This window comes from Sphingomonas sp. SRI_018 (genome assembly GCF_057586275.1).
Window position 1 is genome coordinate 1,751,771 of record NZ_JBYCZO010000001.1, and the last position, 16,871, is coordinate 1,768,641.

General features: G+C 66.9%; 17 protein-coding genes and 1 tRNA gene. 10 read left to right on the forward strand and 8 right to left on the reverse strand.

Annotated elements, in window-relative coordinates:
• The first annotated feature begins 10 nt into the window (after positions 1-10).
• The 3 genes from AC2YHA_RS08145 to AC2YHA_RS08155 all read left to right on the forward strand — a co-directional run bounded on the left by AC2YHA_RS08145 (position 11) and on the right by AC2YHA_RS08155 (position 3,034).
• A complete protein-coding gene (locus AC2YHA_RS08145; protein WP_487401079.1) occupies positions 11-1,201 on the forward strand; it encodes a mechanosensitive ion channel family protein in 1,191 nt (396 codons plus the stop codon).
• Between the two features lie 183 nt (positions 1,202-1,384).
• Positions 1,385-1,840: a MaoC family dehydratase gene (locus tag AC2YHA_RS08150; RefSeq protein WP_487401080.1), complete on the forward strand. Its 456-nt coding sequence runs from the start codon at positions 1,385-1,387 to the stop codon at positions 1,838-1,840.
• Positions 1,841-1,858: 18 nt separating this feature from the next.
• The gene (locus tag AC2YHA_RS08155; protein ID WP_487401081.1) at positions 1,859-3,034 is read left to right on the forward strand and encodes an acetyl-CoA C-acyltransferase; all 1,176 of its coding nucleotides are present in this window, start codon (positions 1,859-1,861) and stop codon (positions 3,032-3,034) included.
• A gap of 12 nt (positions 3,035-3,046) precedes the next feature.
• Here AC2YHA_RS08155 and AC2YHA_RS08160 read toward each other — a convergent pair whose 3' ends face one another.
• Complete coding sequence (locus AC2YHA_RS08160) at positions 3,047-3,517, reverse strand: Lrp/AsnC family transcriptional regulator (RefSeq protein ID WP_487401082.1); 471 nt, start codon at positions 3,515-3,517, stop codon at positions 3,047-3,049.
• Between the two features lie 117 nt (positions 3,518-3,634).
• Between AC2YHA_RS08160 and AC2YHA_RS08165 the strand changes: the two genes are divergently transcribed.
• The 6 genes from AC2YHA_RS08165 (at position 3,635) to rpsI (ending at position 7,351) form a co-directional block, all read left to right on the forward strand.
• Complete coding sequence (locus AC2YHA_RS08165; protein WP_487401083.1) at positions 3,635-4,003, forward strand: VOC family protein; 369 nt, start codon at positions 3,635-3,637, stop codon at positions 4,001-4,003.
• Positions 4,004-4,083: 80 nt separating this feature from the next.
• Positions 4,084-5,115 carry a COX15/CtaA family protein gene (locus tag AC2YHA_RS08170; protein ID WP_487401084.1) on the forward strand — a complete coding sequence of 344 codons (1,032 nt, stop codon included), beginning with the start codon at positions 4,084-4,086 and terminating at the stop codon, positions 5,113-5,115.
• The gene (cutA, locus tag AC2YHA_RS08175) at positions 5,112-5,426 is read left to right on the forward strand and encodes a divalent-cation tolerance protein CutA (protein ID WP_487401085.1); all 315 of its coding nucleotides are present in this window, start codon (positions 5,112-5,114) and stop codon (positions 5,424-5,426) included. The genes AC2YHA_RS08170 and cutA overlap by 4 nt, the downstream gene beginning before the upstream one ends.
• Entirely contained in the window at positions 5,402-6,211 is an 810-nt protein-coding gene (locus AC2YHA_RS08180) for a hypothetical protein (protein ID WP_487401086.1), read from the forward strand. The genes cutA and AC2YHA_RS08180 overlap by 25 nt, the downstream gene beginning before the upstream one ends.
• Positions 6,212-6,335: 124 nt before the next feature.
• The gene (gene rplM / locus AC2YHA_RS08185) at positions 6,336-6,815 is read left to right on the forward strand and encodes a 50S ribosomal protein L13 (protein ID WP_487401087.1); all 480 of its coding nucleotides are present in this window, start codon (positions 6,336-6,338) and stop codon (positions 6,813-6,815) included.
• Positions 6,815-7,351 carry a 30S ribosomal protein S9 gene (rpsI, locus tag AC2YHA_RS08190; protein WP_233785877.1) on the forward strand — a complete coding sequence of 179 codons (537 nt, stop codon included), beginning with the start codon at positions 6,815-6,817 and terminating at the stop codon, positions 7,349-7,351. Before rplM ends, rpsI begins: the two co-directional genes overlap by 1 nt.
• Before the next feature lie 191 nt (positions 7,352-7,542).
• Here rpsI and AC2YHA_RS08195 read toward each other — a convergent pair whose 3' ends face one another.
• On the reverse strand, positions 7,543-8,310 hold the full coding sequence (locus AC2YHA_RS08195; RefSeq protein ID WP_487401088.1) for a metallophosphoesterase family protein: 768 nt from the start codon (positions 8,308-8,310) through the stop codon (positions 7,543-7,545).
• Entirely contained in the window at positions 8,307-9,134 is an 828-nt protein-coding gene (locus AC2YHA_RS08200) for a diacylglycerol/lipid kinase family protein (RefSeq protein WP_487401089.1), read from the reverse strand. The genes AC2YHA_RS08195 and AC2YHA_RS08200 overlap by 4 nt, the downstream gene beginning before the upstream one ends.
• Before the next feature lie 497 nt (positions 9,135-9,631).
• On the opposite strand from AC2YHA_RS08200, the gene AC2YHA_RS08205 reads away from it, so the two are divergent.
• Positions 9,632-9,705: transfer RNA gene (locus AC2YHA_RS08205), tRNA-Gly, on the forward strand.
• A 642-nt stretch (positions 9,706-10,347) separates the two neighbouring features.
• Here the strand turns inward: AC2YHA_RS08205 and AC2YHA_RS08210 are convergent.
• From AC2YHA_RS08210 to AC2YHA_RS08230, 5 genes are all read right to left on the reverse strand, one after another.
• Positions 10,348-11,805 (reverse strand): family 16 glycosylhydrolase, encoded by a 1,458-nt coding sequence (locus tag AC2YHA_RS08210; RefSeq protein ID WP_487401090.1) that lies wholly within the window; start codon positions 11,803-11,805, stop codon positions 10,348-10,350.
• 701 nt (positions 11,806-12,506) lie between these two features.
• Positions 12,507-13,007 (reverse strand): Csu type fimbrial protein, encoded by a 501-nt coding sequence (locus AC2YHA_RS08215; RefSeq protein ID WP_487401091.1) that lies wholly within the window; start codon positions 13,005-13,007, stop codon positions 12,507-12,509.
• An 11-nt stretch (positions 13,008-13,018) separates the two neighbouring features.
• Entirely contained in the window at positions 13,019-15,328 is a 2,310-nt protein-coding gene (locus AC2YHA_RS08220; protein WP_487401092.1) for a fimbria/pilus outer membrane usher protein, read from the reverse strand.
• Positions 15,312-16,055 (reverse strand): fimbrial biogenesis chaperone, encoded by a 744-nt coding sequence (locus AC2YHA_RS08225; RefSeq protein ID WP_487401093.1) that lies wholly within the window; start codon positions 16,053-16,055, stop codon positions 15,312-15,314. Before AC2YHA_RS08225 ends, AC2YHA_RS08220 begins: the two co-directional genes overlap by 17 nt.
• Positions 16,056-16,063: 8 nt before the next feature.
• Positions 16,064-16,564, reverse strand: a complete 501-nt coding sequence (locus AC2YHA_RS08230) for a Csu type fimbrial protein (RefSeq protein WP_233785867.1) — start codon at positions 16,562-16,564, stop codon at positions 16,064-16,066.
• Positions 16,565-16,871: the final 307 nt, after the last annotated feature.

The window sequence follows — 16,871 nt, forward strand, 5'->3', positions numbered from 1 at the left end:
GAGCCCATCGATGAGCAACACGACCGCCGCCAACGCGGCCGCGACCGTCAAGGACCCGATCACTGCTGAGGAGGTGCAGGCCCACGCCGACGCCCTGTTCACCGACAGCCTTGCCTGGCTCCAGACCCACTGGCTGCAGATCCTAATCGCCGTCGGCATCGCCGCCGCGATCGTCGCGCTGCTCCACGCGGCGCGCAGCATCGGCATGAAGCTGTGCCGCCGACCGGGGCTCGCCGACGGCTGGGGCGGCGTCATCGGCCGGGCGATCGCACGCACCGGCAATTTCTTCATGGTGATGCTCGCGGCCCGGCTGGTCGCGGGCTATGCGGCGGCGCCGCCGATCGTCTCCTCGACGATCACCTTCCTGTTCACCGTCGCCGCGGTGTTCCAGGCGGCGCTCTGGGCGCGCGAGCTGATCCTCGGCACGATCGAGAACCGCAGCCGCGCCGACGAGCACGCGACGCTCGGCAGCGCGTTCGGCCTCATCCGCCTGCTCGTCACCTTCGCGCTGTTCGCGATCGCGCTGATCGTGGTGCTCGACAACCTCGGCGTGAACATCACCGGCCTCGTCGCCGGCCTCGGCGTCGGCGGCATCGCGATCGGCCTCGCCGCGCAGGGCATCTTCGCCGACCTGTTCGCGGCGCTCGCGATCATCTTCGACCGGCCGTTCCGCGTCGGCGACAAGGTCCAGTACGACAACACTACCGGCGTGATCATGGCGATCGGCCTCAAGTCGACCCGCATCCGCGCCTTCACCGGCGAGGAGCGCGTGATCGCCAACAAGAACCTGCTCGACAAGGAAATCCAGAACACATCGAACCGCGACCATGTCCGGATCCGGCTGCCGATCGGCGTCGCCTACGAGACACCGCCCGAGACGCTCGCCGCCCTGCCGGCGATGCTGACCTCTATCGTCGAGGCGGAGAAGGCGACCGTCGCCCGCGCAAGCTTCGAGACATTCAGCCCGAGCTCAATCGACTTCGTGCTCGAGTTCGACATTCCCGGCGACAACTGGCCGCTGGCGCACGCGACGCGCGACAAGGTGATCGTCGCGATCCTGCGTAGGTTCGCCGACGAGGGGATCACCATCCCCTTCCCCACCCAGACCACCTACACCGCCGCGCCCGACGGCCGGCTGATCATGCCCTTTCCGGAGAAGCAGCCGGCCGCGCGCGCCGCCACCGGCGGCGAAACCGCCTGAGACCGCAGGTGATTCGAACGCGTCCCGCCCATTCCAAGGACAGATTTAGAAGTTCGAGTCCGCTCCTTTACGCTACGTCAGCCCACGTTTCGTAATTCCGGTTCGGCTAGGCCTTGCGACGGGGCCGCAGCCGTGCTGAGAGAAATCCGTCATCGCGTAAAACGCCGCCCAGAGAGGAATGCCGTGTCGACAATCACCGTCCAGGAACGGACCCAGCAGATCGGGCAGGAGGTCGTCTCCGACTGGGTCGAGGTCTCGCAGGAGATGATCGACAAGTTCGCCGACGCGACCGGCGACCACCAGTTCATCCACGTCAATCCGGAAATGGCGAAGCTGACGCCGTTCGGCGGCACCATCGCTCACGGCTTCCTCACGCTGTCGCTGATGCCGCTGCTCGCCTCCAAGGCCGAGCAGCCGCAGATCGAGGGCATCCGGATGGCGGTCAACTACGGCGGCAACAAGGTCCGTTTCCTGACGCCGGTGCGCTCGGGCAAGCGCGTGCGCGGCCGCTTCAAGCTGCTCGAGTTCAGCGAGAAGCGCCCCGGCCAATGGCAGCAGGTCAACGAGTTCACCGTCGAGATCGAGGGCGAAGACAAGCCCGCGATGGTCGCCGAGTGGATCAGCCAGATTTTCGTCTAAGCCCGAGAGGATAGCCCAATGCGCTCCGCCGTCATCGTCTCCACCGCCCGCACCCCGATCGGCCGCGCCTATCGCGGCGCGTTCAACGCCCTGCCCTCGCCCACCCTCGCCAGCCACGCGATCAAGGCCGCGGTCGAGCGCGCCAGGATCGACCCGGCCGAGGTGCAGGACGTCGTATTCGGCGCCGCGCTCCAGCAGGGCGTGCAGGCCGGCAACATCGCCCGCACCTCGCTGCTGCGCGCCGGGCTGCCGGTCAGCGTCGCCGGCATGTCGGTCGACCGCCAGTGCGCCTCCGGCCTGATGGCGATCGCCACCGCGGCCAAGGAGATCATGGTCGACAACATGGACGTGTGCGTAGGCGGCGGCGTCGAGTCGATCTCGCTCGTCCAGACGCCGGAGATGCGCGTCGGCCCCGACCGCGAGCTCTTGGCGATGCACGGCGACATCTACATGCCGATGCTGCAGACCGCCGAGGTGGTGCAGAAGCGCTACAACATCAGCCGCGAGCGCTGCGACGAATACGCCCTCCAGTCGCAGCAGCGCACCGCCGCCGGCCAGGCCGCCGGCAAGTTCGACGACGAGATCGTGCCCGTCACCGCGAAGATGAACGTGGTCAACAAGGAGACCAAGGAGGTCACGCAGAAGGAGGTCACCCTCGCCAGGGACGAGGGCAACCGCCCCGACACCACGCTCGAGGGGCTGAAGGCGCTGCAGCCGGTGCTGCCCGACGGCTCGGTCACCGCAGGCAACGCCTCGCAGCTGTCGGACGGCGCCGCCGCCTCGGTGCTGATGGAGGAGAAGCTGGCCGAGCAGCGCGGCCTCCAGCCGCTCGGCCGCTACGTCGGCATGGCGGTCGCGGGCACCAAGCCCGACGAGATGGGCATCGGCCCGGTCTTCGCGATCCCCAAGCTGCTCGACCGCTTCGGCCTCAAGATGGACGACATCGGCCTGTGGGAGCTCAACGAGGCGTTCGCGGTGCAGGTGCTCTACTGCCAGGACAAGCTCGGCATCCCGAACGAGCTGCTCAACGTCAACGGCGGCTCGATCTCGATCGGCCACCCCTACGGCATGACCGGCGCGCGCTGCACCGGCCACGCGCTGATCGAGGGCAAGCGCCGCGGCGCCAAGTACGTCGTGGTGACGATGTGCATCGGCGGCGGCATGGGCGCGGCCGGGTTGTTCGAGGTGCTGTAAGCGCCTCGCCGCTCATTCGCCGATCGGAAGGCTCAGCCCCACCTTGGTGCGGCTGAGCACCACCGATGTGCGGAAGCGGCGGACATTCTCGTCGGCGAAGAACAGGCGCTGTGTCAGCGCCTCGAACTCGGCCATGTCGCGCGCGAGGCAGATCAGCACGAAATCGGCCTCGCCGGTGATGTAATAGCATTGCTGGACATTGGGATCGCGCAGCGCGCGGCGGCGGAAGGCATCGAGCTGGTCGAGCCGCTCGCGCTCGAGCTCGACCAGCACGACGAACGTCATCGCCATCCCGAGCGCGGCCGGCGCGAGCACACCGATCTCGCGCTCGATCACCCCAGCATCGCGCAGGCGCCGCAGCCGGCGCTGCACCGACGGCACCGACAGCTCCGCCGCCTCGGCGAGCGCGCGAATCGGCGTGGCGCTATCCTCCTGGAAGAGGCGCAGGATCGTAAGATCGGCGGCGTCGAGGGGGATGGTCATCGGATGTCCTCAAACCTGCGGGGCAGACGATCGATCACGATCACATTTCCCGCATCTCATGCCAAGATCGCGTCGCGCCCGCGCGATAGACTACCGCCTCCATACAAGGAGACGCCGGTGATCGATCATCTCGAACTCTATACGCGCAAGCCCGCCGAGACCGTGGCCTTCTACGCCCGCGCCCTGGCGCCGCTCGGTTACACCCTGCAGGTCGACGGCCCGTCCAAGGGCTTCGGCGACGGCACCACGCTGGACCTGTTCATCGCCGAGGGCGATCCGGTCTCGCATGTCCATTTCGCCCTCGCCGTGCCCGATCGCACCACGGTCGACCGCGTCTATGCCGAGGCGGAAGCGGCAGGGCTGACGCTGGACCGCGCGCCTGCGCTCGCGCCGCATATCCACCCCAATTACTATGCAGGCTATCTTCGGGACCCCGATGGACGGCTCGTCGAGTTCGTCTGCCAGCGACCCGAACCGGCCACCTGATTTGCGGTGACAAATGTCATTTTGGCATTCCTCCCACCAATCCGCTTGGCCTCACACCCCCACTCCGCTAACTCGCCGCGATGCTCCGGCCTCCGCTCGACCCGCCGACCGCCCGCCCGATGGCGCTCGTCCATTGGCTTTATGTCGTGGCCGCGCTGATCGTGGCGATGGTGGTGGTGGGCGGCATCACCCGGCTCACCGAATCGGGGCTGTCGATCACCGAATGGAAGCCGATCAGCGGCGTCATCCCACCCCTCAACGACGCGCAGTGGCAGGCCGAGTTCGCCAACTACCAGCGCATTCCCGAATATCAGCAGCTCAACCGGGGGATGACGCTTGCCCAGTTCAAGGGCATCTTTTTCTGGGAATATCTGCATCGGCTGCTCGGGCGGATGATCGGCCTCGCCTTCGCGCTGCCGCTCTTGTGGTTCTGGATTCGCAAGCAGATCCCGCGCGGCTATGGCTGGCGGCTGACGGCGCTGCTCGCGCTGGGCGGGCTGCAGGGCGCGATCGGCTGGTGGATGGTGACCTCGGGCCTGTCGGTGCGAACCGACGTCAGCCACATCCGTCTCGCCATCCACCTCCTCACCGCGCTGGTCATCCTTAGCGGCATCGTCTGGACTGCGCTCGATCTACGCGCCCTCGTCCGCACCTCCGTTGACAAACCGGCGCGGCTGACTGTCGTAGGCGCGATCGTGCTCGTGCTGCTGTTCGTCCAGCTCGGTTATGGCGCGCTGATGGCCGGGCTCAACGCCGGGCTGGCCGCCAGCGACTGGCCACTGATGAACGGCCGCCTCTTCCCCTCCGAGACGCTCGCCGGCCGCTCCGTCCTCGACGCGGCGGTCAACGATCCGTTCCTCGTCCACTTCATCCACCGCTGGTGGGCGTGGATCGCCTTCGCCGGGCTGGTGGTGCTGGCGCGCAAGGCCCGGGCGGCGGGCGACCGACGCGCATCGATCGCGATTCACTCGGCGGTGGGCCTTCAGATCCTGCTCGGCATCGCCACCGTAATGAGCGGCGTGCCGATCTGGCTGGCGGCGCTGCACCAGCTCGTCGGCACGCTCCTGCTGATCGCCACCGTCTGGGGCGCACACGCGGCCGGGCGGCGATGAGCGACATCGCGCTGGTGCTGGCGACCTTCGCCGACCGGGGCGAGGCGGAGACGATCGGCACGGCGATGGTCGAGGAGGAGCTCGCCGCCTGCGTCAACATCGCTGCTCCCTGCACCTCGATCTATCGCTGGCAGGGCAAGATCGAGCACGCCGAGGAAGTGCAGGCGCTGTTCAAGACCACGATCGCCGTCGCGCCCCGCCTCGCCGCGCGCATCGCCGAGCGCCACAGCTACGACCTGCCGGCGATCGAGATCGTTCCCGCCGCTGCCGGGGAAGCGCTGGCGGCATGGATCGCCGCGTCCACGCGATGAGCGCGTTGCTTGCGGCCCTGCTCGCCATCATGTCGGCCGCGCCGGCCTTTGCCCCACCGGTCGAGCAACCGATCACGCTCACCGTCGCGGAAACGCGCACCCTCGACGGCGCGGAGAGCCGCTTCGCCACCACCCGCCGCGTCGTCTTCCATGTCCGTGACGGCGGCTACGTCGCCGATGTCGATACGTTGTCCGCCTCGGGCGAAGCCGCCAACGCCAGCAGCGCCATCGCCGAGGCCGGGCTGTCTGCATTGATCGGACGCCGCATGACGATAACGCTCGACGGCGCCGGCCAGCCCCTCGCCGTCGCCGACCGCGAGGCGCTGTGGACGCACGTGGTCGACGCGATCGCCGACGCCATCAGACGCCGCAAGCCAGGAAGGGCGCCGGGCAGCGCCGATCCGGCGCCGGTGGTCATGCTGCGCTCGCTGCCGCCGGAACGTCAGCTCGCCATGCTGGCCAGCACCCTCTCTCCGCTGATCGATCCCAAGGCTGCAGCGACGGAGACGCGCGCTCTCCATCCGATCACGCTCACCATGCGTGCACCCGATGGCGTCGCGACACCGCTTACCGGCACCGAACGCAGCGAACGCACCGCGGATGGGCATATCCTCACCACCCGCGAGCTGAACGGAGGCTCCGCCGATCGGCGCGTCACCTTCCGCCTGACCCAGCGCGCCGATCCCGCTACAGGCCTGGTGCTCGACACCAGCCAGACGACGGAGATCGAGAGCGATGCCGGCACCGTGCGGCAGGTCCGCACCTTCTCCGCAACGATCGGGTAAAATAATACCCGTCAGCAAAGCCGCGCTTTGCTTGACTTTCCGCCGCCCATCGAACAAAGGGCCGCATCCGCGCCGCTCCCGATGGGGCGGCGTGCTGCTTTTCTGTGATAGAGGTCCAAGGCCCATGAAGGCGCTGATGAAGACCACCAAGTCGGCCAAGCCGCATGAGGTGGAGAAGAAGTGGCATCTGATCGATGCCGACGGTCTGGTGGTCGGCCGCGCCGCGGTGATCATCGCCAATCTGCTGCGCGGCAAGCACAAGACCAGCTTCACGCCCCACGTCGATTGCGGTGACAACGTCATCGTCATCAACGCGGACAAGGTGAAGTTCACCGGCCGCAAGCTGACGCAGAAGCTCTACTACAAGCACACCGGCTATCCGGGCGGCCTCAAGGAAGTCCGCGCCGACAAGATCCTCGAGGGCAAATTCCCCGAGCGCATCCTGGAGAAGGCCGTGGAGCGCATGATCCCGCGCGGTCCGCTGGGCCGCCAGCAGATGCGCAACCTGCGCATCTTCAAGGGTGCCGAGCACCCGCACGCCGCACAGAACCCCGAGGTTCTCGACGTCGCGGCGCTGAACCGCAAGAACAAGGTGGGCGCATAATGTCCGACAATCGCCAGTCCCTCGCCGATCTCGGCGCCATCGCCGCCGGCCAGGAGCCGGCCGCCGCTCCGGCCACGGCCGGTGAGGTCGCCGTCGCGCCGGTCCAGACCCAGCCGACCACGCCGCTGCGCCAGCAGGAGCTCGACAAGTTCGGTCGCGCCTATGCCACCGGCCGCCGCAAGGACGCGGTCGCCCGCGTGTGGCTGAAGCCTGGCACCGGCAAGATCACGATCAACGGCCGCGATCAGGAAGTCTATTTCGCGCGTCCGACGCTGCGCCTCGTCATCAACCAGGTGTTCGGCGTCGCCGGGCGCGAGGGCCAGTATGACGTCGTCGCCACCGTCAAGGGCGGCGGGCTTTCGGGCCAGGCCGGCGCGGTCAAGCACGGCATCGCCCAGGCGATCACCCGCTACGAGCCGGCGCTGCGCAGCCCGGTCAAGGCGGCCGGCTTCCTGACCCGCGACAGCCGCACCGTCGAGCGCAAGAAGTACGGCAAGGCCAAGGCCCGCCGCAGCTTCCAGTTCTCGAAGCGTTAACGGCTTTTCCACTTGGAATGCGAGGGGCGGCCTGGCAACGGGCCGCCCTTTTCGTTCGTGGCCGAGCCACATTCCACCGTCACCCCGGCGAAGGCCGGGGGCCATCGGCCGGCAAGCACTGGACATGAGCTTCCGCCCGTGGAGCTCGCTGCATGGTGGACCCCGGCCTTCGCCGGGGTGACGGAGATAGCTTAGGTCACAGCTGTCTCAGCCGTCAGCTCGACATCCGGCCCATCCATCACCCGCGCGATCACCTCGATCTCGCGCCCGTCGATCCGCACTTCGTTGAAGCTCGGCCGACTCGCGCGCGTGCGACTGGAGAGCGTGCCGGCGCCAATCAGCCGCACCGTCCGGCCACCCACCTGATGCGGGATATCGAACGGATCATGGACATGCCCGCTCAGCACCGCGTCGATCCCGGCCGTCGCCAGCGCCGCCAGCGCGCGGCGGCCGCCGCGGGTGCGGGCGTTGGCGAGTGTGCCGCCCTCGATCAGCGGATGATGGCAGGCGAGCAGCACCACGCTACCCGCCGGCACCGCCTCGACCAGCGCCAGCGCCTTCTGGAGCTCGCGGGTGCTGACATGCCCCTTCGACCAGTTGAGCCGCCACTGGAACCGCGCGGTCGTCCGCAGCGGCACTACGGAGACGCCGTGGATATCGAGCGGCCGCTCGATCATCCGCTCGAGCGCGAGATAGCGCCCGTAGGGCGTGAAGAAGCGTGCGAAGAGATTGAAATAGGGCAGATCGTGATTGCCGACCTCGACCGTCACCGGCCGTCCCAGGCTCTCTAGCCATTTCGCCGCCGCGGTGAACTCGCGCGAGCGCGCCCGCATGGTGAGGTCGCCGGTCATGATCACCGCGTCGGGCACCTCGTCGCGGACCATAGCATCGAACCAGGCGAGCGCAGTCCGGTCCTCGCTGCCGAAATGCACGTCGCTGACGTGGAACAGCCGGATCATGCCGCTTTGGTGGCGAGAAATACGTCGCGGGTGGTGCCGCCGGTGATTTCCGTGCCCGGCTCCAGCCGCTCCGCCTCGCCGTCGAACAGCGCGAGGACCGGCCGCGGTTCGGCGATGCACAGCCGATCGCTGTGCGTCTGGTCGACCGCGCGGGCCTCCACCCAGTCGCCGGTCACCCAGGTCCAGCCGAGGTCGGCGATCGACCGCCAGTCCCGCGCGTCGACCCCGCGCACGTCCAGCCCCGGCGCGTGCGGCCGCACGAACACCGCCTGATAGCGCCCGCGAAGGCCCGGCACCCCGGCGATGCGAACTCCGCGCCCGAACGTCCGCCGCCATGCCGCCCGCGCCGCGCGCCAAACGCCGCCGAGCCGCCCGCGCCGCACCTCTTCGCGAGCGCGGAACCAAGACGCCGCAGGCCCGATGATCAGACCCACGAACGCGCGATGCTGTCCCGCCTCGACGAAGGGGATCGACACCCGCCGATCGCGCTCATGCGCGGCACGGATGATCTCGGCCGGATCGAGGCTGTCGTGGAGTCCCCTGGCCAGCAGGTTCATCGTGCCACCAGGCAGGATCAGGAATCCGCCGTCCCATTCGGCAAGCGCGCACAGGGCCGCATTGATCGTGCCATCGCCGGCGAACAGCACGACGGTGTCGACGCCTGCCCGATCGAGCGATTCGCTACTCGGCAGGTCGTCCTCAGGAAAATGTGTGCGACCGGCTAGGCCCAGCCCGTGTTCGTGGAACACGGCCTCCAGCGCCTCGCATTTCTCGATCGTCGCGGTGCCGGAATTGGGATTGGTGATGAACCAGAGCGTCTTCATGCCATCCGCCAACGCGCAAACTCGTCAAACGACGCACCGACGGGGATATCCGCGGCCGAGTTGTGGAGTAGCGCCACTATCCCCAGGCGCCGATCAGATCAGAGCATCGAACTCCGCGCGAGAGATCACGGACCAATCACGCTTGGCACGACGCTTCATCCGGGTCCGACAATAGCGGCAAATGCTTACGTAGCTGCCGTCGGCTGCGGGTGTAATATGTTTCTCGGAACGTTCATGCTTCCCTTTGGAGCAGCGAGATAATCCTGCGATCCAGTTGAACACCTGCACTCTTCCTCCCTACATTGGCGGCATCCGGCATCTGCAAAGGCCGTCGAGCCTGGTCAAGCGCCAGTTGCCGAGCATTCGATAGCCTGACGGAGACGCAGGCTCGCGCCCTCATTGATCGGTTGTTCTGCCTCACGGCAGCAGCGAGCTTGCGCGCGGAACAACCGCAGGCTAACTGCCGGACAGCTTCCGCCGGGCGAAGGCAAGGCGTTGCGGGTGTAGCTCAATGGTAGAGCAGAAGCTTCCCAAGCTTACGACGGGGGTTCGATTCCCCTCACCCGCTCCAGCGTTATCATCCCTAGGTCGTCGATTGGCTCGCCCGTAGCCAGCTCAATCATTTTTGCGAGGCGCCAGTCATCTCGATATCAATGCTCGGCCGACCTTTGCAGGGGTAAGCACTATCGAATCGATGCGGGAGCGGATGCGGGGCGTTACCTGTTCCCGCGATTCGGGCGCGTCATCCTTCAGCAAGGCATCGAGCGAAAGAATCTCGCCGACAATCTTCGGCAATCTTGGATGAGGAGCGATCACATTGCTGCTCTCAATAGCCGTCAGTTCCTCTTGAAAAGACAAACGATCGGCTCGCGCTGCTGCGATCTGCTGTCGCCGGCTGGCGCGGGCGGCGCATCCTTCGACAGGAGGATTCCAGCGCCTGCGCTGCCGACCGAACCCACCATCGCCCTTACTCCGCACGTCAAACCAGATCGGGGCGGATATTCCGTACGGTGGCACACAGAACAATGAGCGATTCGATTAGTCTGGCGGACGAGAGCCTGGTTTTTGGGGCGTGCTCGATCGATGGCGAACTACTGGCCAAGCACGCCGCCACGCCCTGCCTCCGTGTTGCCGAAAGTGACTCTCGGTCGACCCGCTGCCTGAAATCTCAACGACGGACGGGAGCGGCGCGATCGCGCCGCTCCCGCACGCCTCAGTTCGAATAGACCTTGATATCCTTCACGATCATGTCGCCCGAACCATCGGCATAGTCGCCGTTTGTCTTCACCGCGACGTCCATGATCGGATACCAGCGGAAGCCGGCGAACGGATTCACCGCCTGGTAGGTCTCCCTGCCATCGATGAACCAGGTGATGTAATCGGGCTGGATATCGACCGCGAAGCTGTGGAAGCCGGTGGTGAATCCGCCGATGCCGTAGATCTCGTCGGTGTTCATGAACGTGCCTTGCTGGAAGGTGCGTTCGACGTTGGCGCCTCCATGCAGCGTATTGGCGGTATAGCGGTCGAAGTCCCACCAGCTTTCGAAGCCGAAACCTTCGTAGATGTCGATCTCCGGAGGCCAGCCTGCGGTCGAGATCAGCCAGAAGGCCGGCCAGGAGCCGCGCCGCGTCGGCATCTTGGCGGTGAACTCATACTGGCCATAGCCGATCTGCAGGGGTCGCGTGTTGTGACCGCTCAGGACGATCGCGCCATAGTCGTAGGGGACGCCGTTCCAGGAGATCGGCTCCTTGAGCTTCTGGGTGTGCATGATCAGGCCGTCATCGGTGTAGCGAAGCGGCGCCTCGATGCCGTAGTCGCGATAGACCCAGCCATCGAGATAGATGCCGGTCTCCTGATTGCCCGGCTGCGAGCGGCCGTTGGGAAGCTGCGTGGACCAGGCCTTGTCATGCCCCGCGTCCGACCATTTCATGGTCTCGCGGCTCATCTTCCACTGAAGGGTGCCCGACGGCTGGAAGGTGCGCGGCGCGCGGCCCGCGACCTGTTCCGCGGTCGGCTCATGATAGATGTCGCACTGCACGGCCGCGCGGTCGGTTCCCATCTTGCCGCCCCATGGCGCCTCGACGAAGCGCACGATGAAATCGGCCTGAGGGATGCCGAGAATGATCGGGACCTCGACCGTCTTCGTCAGGGGATCGCCCGGGCGGAAGATCACCGATTTGTAGATGCTCTGATAATTGGTCCCCGCAATACCCCTGACGGGGCCGGTGCCATCCTCGGTCATCACGCGGGCGATGACGGTGTTTGGCGTCGGTCGATCGAGCGAGATGGGGACATAGGCGACACTCGCCCCCGGCTGGTAGAAGGCTGGGCCGACCGACGCCGTGGCCTGCTCCGGATACCGGGTACCGTTCGCGAAGTCGAAATCGGCGAACTCGGCAGGCGCCGTGCCCGCGGCGAGCGGCGTGACTGCACTGGCCAGCAGCGTCCGGGCGCCGCCCGTGCTGCCGCTCGAACCATTTGCACCGATCCCGGTCGTGCTGAGCCCGGCGGTCGCGGGAAAGAGCGCACTGGGATTGCTGGTGCCGAGAGCCGTCGTCCAAGGGCTCGGCAGCGGCGGCGTGAATGCGGCGCCGGCTTGACCCGACCTCGCGGTGTTGATGCTGGCCGCAGGGAGAGCGCCCGTCGCGGCGCTTGGCCCGGCCTCCGCCACGATCACCCTGCCTTCGGTTTCCGTCGTGGATGGACCTGTTCCGCTTGAACAGGCCGCAAGTGCACAAGCCAGGATAATGCCCGCAAGCGAGCGTAGAGAAACGATACGCATTGCACGTCCCCTATTGTCACGCGGCAGCTCCTGCCGCTTCGTTCAGCCCCTCCTTCCATGGCGGCGGATCATGCCCAGCGCCGTTTACCGTGAGCCGACGATAGACGGCGCTTCGACGCCATGATCGTCGCCAGTCCTTGAAGCGAATGAGGTCGCCATTGCCCCCGACGGAAGATGGCTAGCCGTTACCGCGGCCTACGGTGCCGGGAGTCCATCCTCAGATGCTGCCGCGCCCTCACATGCTGCGAAATCCGGACGGGTGCGCGACACAGGGACGCCGAAGGGCACCCAGCATGCACCTTTTGAGCCGCGGGATTCACAGCCGCAATCGATCGCTAGCTATCCTCATGACGGTCCGCCAAAATGGTTAACAAATGGTTAACGCGAAAACGGTCCGTCGCATTTTATCTAAGAAATCTACTTACTTACACGCGTGTTTGCAGCATGTACTTTACAACGGATCGAGCCAGCTCGGGCAATCGATGAAATTCTGCAGCCAGGCGGCACCTCACCCCGTGATTGGTCACAGGATGGCTGGCCCAACAAAGCGCCTTTCGCCACTAGTTGGGCTCAGCTTTCGCTCGGTTCGATCAGTACGTCACCGTGACGACAATGGTATCGCTATAGGCGCCCGAACGGACGTTCTGCCCGGCCGGGATCCTGCCATAGACCGTGATCGTCTGGTCGACCGCCAGCAGCGCAGTGAAGCTTCGCACGACATTCACCGTGCCGCCCGTTCCATTGCCCCAGATCTGATTGCGCGCTGCCGTGGTATAGAGATTGTAGCCGAGGTTGGTCGTGCCGTTCCGCAGCGTCCGGCCGGCATAGCTGTTGGACGAACCGGTGCTGAGATCGACGGTGAACGATCCGGCCAGCGCCACGAGCAGCGTGCAGCGTACCCTGACCGATCCGGTCGCATCGTTGGCGGACGAGGAAATGGGATTGTAGGTGCCGAAACTCACGCCCGTGGCGGTGACGGTGCAGCTGCAAAACGAGAGCGGATTGCAGGCCGCCCGCGCCTCGGATGGCCAGAGAAGATAGGACGCCAGCAACACGCCCAGGAGAACGCCGAACCGATTGGCGGTCATCATCGGAAATCCTCTCACTGGCACCGTAGCGGCCCGATCCGCGGCAGCGTCTCTCCGGCCGGACGGTCCGGGACGACGACACGGCAGGGACCTCTGCCGGTTTCGACCTCGAGGCTCATGCCCGGCTGCAGCTCGCGGACGAAAATCTCGCCGCCATAGCCGACGAAGGCACTCTCGCCGGTGCTGGTCCGCACATTGGCACCGGTTTCGGCGGGACTGCCGTCGGGCATCGTCACGACGATCGTGGCGGGGCGGTCCCGCTCGACCGCGAAGCGGGCCTGCGCCGCGCCGCGGAAGCGCGGCACCACGATCATCGTATCGCTCGGCATACGGACGTCGAGCGGCAGGTCCGACGGCGCGAGCGAGATGCGATTCTCCTCATAGGCGCGCAGGTCCGGGATGATCGCCCGGCCCTGTTTGTCGGTGCGAGTAACAAGCCGGTTCTCCTGATAGATCCGCACGTCCGGCTGACCCGGCACCTCAACGACGCCTAGCCCGCCCTCGACGCGCCGCGTCGCATAGGCGCGGTCGCCGGCGATCAGCAGGCCGCCGCTCGCGATCGCCCGCAGCCCCTCGCGGCCGTCGAACCGCGCCGCCTCCACGCTGACCTCACCGACGTCGCCGCGCCAGCGCAGCTCGGCCTGCTGATAATCGGCCTCCCCCGTGCTCGCCGCCAGCCGATAGCCCCAGCCACCCTCGGTCGGCGTGGTCTGGCGCAGCTCGGCGAGCACGTTGCGGCTGTCGGCCTGCGCATAGGCGCTGGAGCGCGATCCCAACGGTATGGTCAGCCCGATCCCCGCCGTCGTCTCCCAACCGGCATCCTCGACCTTGGTCCTCAGCGCGAACAGATTGAGATAGGCCTTGTCGCCGAGCGAGACGCTGTAGTTGGCCGACGCGAGCCGCGTCCGGTCTCCGGCGGCATAGGTCAGGTCGGTCCAGGAAACGGCGATGCTGCCACCGCGTCCCAGCGACACGCCCGCCGATGCCTGGAGCTGCTCGGTGATCCGATCCTCGTCGCGGTCGATCCCGAGCTGGTCGAAATGGCGCGAGGCGCGCTGGTAGCTGACCCCGATGTTCCAATCGGGCGAGATGCGGCTGAAGAAGATGCGGTAGAGCGCTCCCTCGCCGTCGTCGCCGCGGGAGACGGCGCCGGCGACGCCGATCTCGCCGATGTCCGGTACGATGAGGTTCGCGCCCGCTCCGGCCATCTGCACCTCCCCGCCCACCTCTGCCCGACCCTCGACGGTCAGCCAGTCGGTGAGGCCGTAGCGGTAGCTCCCCGCGGCAAAGGGATTATGGTAGCGGAAGCTGCGGATGCCGTAGTCGCGTCGCTCGACGCCGCCCTCGAGCGACCAGGCCGAGAGCCCGCGCCGCAGGAGGCGGGAGCTGACGTAATAGGAGGTCCTGACCCGCCGCTCGACGCCGAGCGCGTCGCGCACCACCAGGGTCACGTCGCCGGCGCCGGTCACGACCGGTGCCTGGATGATCGAGAACGGTCCCTGGTCGACCTGGGCCTGGTAACGAACGGCGTCGTTGACCAGCAGCTCGACGTTCGATGGCACGGCGGCGCGCCCGCCGAAATCGGGCACGGGAAAGGTGACCAGCTCCGGCTGCAGCGCGAATTCGGTGCCGAGCCGGACACCGCCGAACCGGACCTGCCGCGACCAATCCCTGGCATCCGTCACCGTGTCGCCGACGACCAGGCGCGTGAGTGCATCGGGGAAATCGCGCAGGTAGAAGGTATCCAGGCGGGTGACCGTGCCGGCGCCGCCGTTCCGCCCGACCGTCATGGTGCTCGAGACCAGCCCCCAATCGTCCGAGACACCGCCCTCGAGAAAGGCGGTACCGGTCAGGCGGTCGTCATATTGGAACGACAGATCATAGTTCAGGAAGGCCGCGAACGTCGCTGGAGTCGGGCCGGTTCGTCCGGAGGCGGGCAACAGCTGCTGGGGCAGGAAGCGTGCCGACGGAACAATGAGGTCGAGGCGCTGCCGCGCGGCGTCGAACCGCACCGTCACGTCGGGGAAAGCCGATAACGGCACGAGCCGTTCGTCCTCGATCGTCTCCGGCGCGAGCTCAGGGCGGCGCATGCGCCAGCGATCGAGATCCTCGGGACGGACCCAGAAACGCTCCCCCCGCCGGGCCACGACATATTCGCCGTCGCGGGGAACGCCGTTGATTGAGACCTCGACGAGCATCAGCTCCGCCTTGCTTGCGGAATCCGCCCGCTGCGGCTGATCGGAGCCGCTCGGTTGCGCGCCGGCGGCCAGCGGGCCGGCGATCAGGCAAAGCGCGCCCATCGCCGCGCTAAGGGCGCCCGGCATCACGGCCGGCCGCCTCGGTGACCAGATCGACCGACACGTCCTTCTGGTCGGTCATTGCGTCGAGCCTGAGCGCCTGACCGGCAACGACCGGCGCGGCACTGTCCAGCATCACCGCCTTCGCCGTACCCGGCAGGAGATAGAGGGACACGTCCCTGGCCCCCAGCGCGGCGCCGCCCGGCCGGTGCAGCGCCAGCCGGTTGATCTGGACGTGGGCAGCGCCCTCGTTGCGAACGAGCAGCTGCACCTGCCCCGGCCCGGCCGGCACGGCGCGCCACACCAGCTGCATCGGAGTCTGCTGCGGCGGCGGCACGAAGATCGGGATGCTGATCCTCAGCAAGGTGCGCACCTCGCCCGGACGCGAGGGGCGTTCGGTCGGCACCTCCTCCAGGAAGACGCGATAGGTCTTTTCGGTCGCGCCCGGCGCCGTGCGCAGCCCGAACCGCGCGATCTGCGTTCCGCCGGGCGCCACCTCGAACAGAGCGGGATTGGCGAGGACGTCGCGCGTCTCCTCGAAGACATCCTCGCCCTGGTCCTGCCGCCAGGCATAGACGCGCAGCTGGACCCGCGACGGCTCGTCGCTGTCGTTCTCGATCGTCATCGTCTGGACCGGCTGGGCCGGGGTCAGGACGATCCGGACCGGAAACACCTTGAGCGCCGCGGCATAGCCGACGAACGGAACAAGCGTTGCCGCGACCAATGCCGCGCCGAAGCGCCACGCCGTGCGCACGGGCTGGCCTAGTAGTTCACCGTGACCGTGATCGTGTCAGTGTATCCGCCGGCCGGAACATTCTGGCCGGCTGGGACGCGCCCGTAGACGGTGAGCGTCGTCGGCAGCGCCCCGGCGGTCGTGGGCGGCGGCGTGTCGGTTCCCGGCGTGTTGCCCCAGTTGTTGGTCCGCGCCGCCTCACGATAGAGCGCGTAACTCAATGTGTTCGCGCCGTTCGTCATCCGCCGAGTCGTGACCGTCGCGCCCGTCGCAGTGCCGGCATTGAGTCCGACGGTGAACGACGTTCCGACGGTGCAGAGCACCGACAAGGTCGTGGTGGCGTCGAGCGCGGTGGCGGCGGTCGGGCTGTAGTTGCCGAACGCCAGCGGATTGGCGGTCACCGCGCAGGCGGTCTGCACGGTCGCGGTTACGGGAAAGGTAGTCGTCGCCGTCTGCGCCCGGGCGGGGCTAACGATCAGCAGGCTCGCGACGGTCGAGCCCAACAGGGTGAGAAGGGTGCGCCAAGTCATGTGGTTCTCCCACTTGCTTACGACGCCCCCCTTGCAGGCAAATTGTCTGCGGTTCGGCTTACCAGAGCAACTCCAGAAGCTGCGATTCACCGACATCGCAGCACGTTCCGCCGCTATTCCGCAATCATAATATTATTACTTTTCTTAGCGCCGCCAAACGGTTGGATTTAGAAGTTTACTTCCAGAACGGACTGATTGCCGCGCCGAAGCTCCGTATCCGGGTCGGTATTCTGCCCCTGCTGGACCGAAGTCTCGGGCTCGACCAATCTCACCTCGGGACGCTGTGCCTGCGGGCACGAGACCGCTG

Coding starts and splice junctions, on each gene's coding strand:
- AC2YHA_RS08145 (WP_487401079.1), top strand. CDS start 11: ATGAGCAACACGACCGCCGCCAACGCGGCCGCGACCGTCAAGGACCCG.
- AC2YHA_RS08155 (WP_487401081.1), top strand. CDS start 1,859: ATGCGCTCCGCCGTCATCGTCTCCACCGCCCGCACCCCGATCGGCCGC.
- AC2YHA_RS08160 (WP_487401082.1), bottom strand. CDS start 3,517: ATGACCATCCCCCTCGACGCCGCCGATCTTACGATCCTGCGCCTCTTC.
- AC2YHA_RS08170 (WP_487401084.1), top strand. CDS start 4,084: ATGCTCCGGCCTCCGCTCGACCCGCCGACCGCCCGCCCGATGGCGCTC.
- cutA (WP_487401085.1), top strand. CDS start 5,112: ATGAGCGACATCGCGCTGGTGCTGGCGACCTTCGCCGACCGGGGCGAG.
- AC2YHA_RS08180 (WP_487401086.1), top strand. CDS start 5,402: ATGGATCGCCGCGTCCACGCGATGAGCGCGTTGCTTGCGGCCCTGCTC.
- rplM (WP_487401087.1), top strand. CDS start 6,336: ATGAAGGCGCTGATGAAGACCACCAAGTCGGCCAAGCCGCATGAGGTG.
- rpsI (WP_233785877.1), top strand. CDS start 6,815: ATGTCCGACAATCGCCAGTCCCTCGCCGATCTCGGCGCCATCGCCGCC.
- AC2YHA_RS08195 (WP_487401088.1), bottom strand. CDS start 8,310: ATGATCCGGCTGTTCCACGTCAGCGACGTGCATTTCGGCAGCGAGGAC.
- AC2YHA_RS08200 (WP_487401089.1), bottom strand. CDS start 9,134: ATGAAGACGCTCTGGTTCATCACCAATCCCAATTCCGGCACCGCGACG.
- AC2YHA_RS08215 (WP_487401091.1), bottom strand. CDS start 13,007: ATGATGACCGCCAATCGGTTCGGCGTTCTCCTGGGCGTGTTGCTGGCG.
- AC2YHA_RS08220 (WP_487401092.1), bottom strand. CDS start 15,328: ATGCCGGGCGCCCTTAGCGCGGCGATGGGCGCGCTTTGCCTGATCGCC.
- AC2YHA_RS08230 (WP_233785867.1), bottom strand. CDS start 16,564: ATGACTTGGCGCACCCTTCTCACCCTGTTGGGCTCGACCGTCGCGAGC.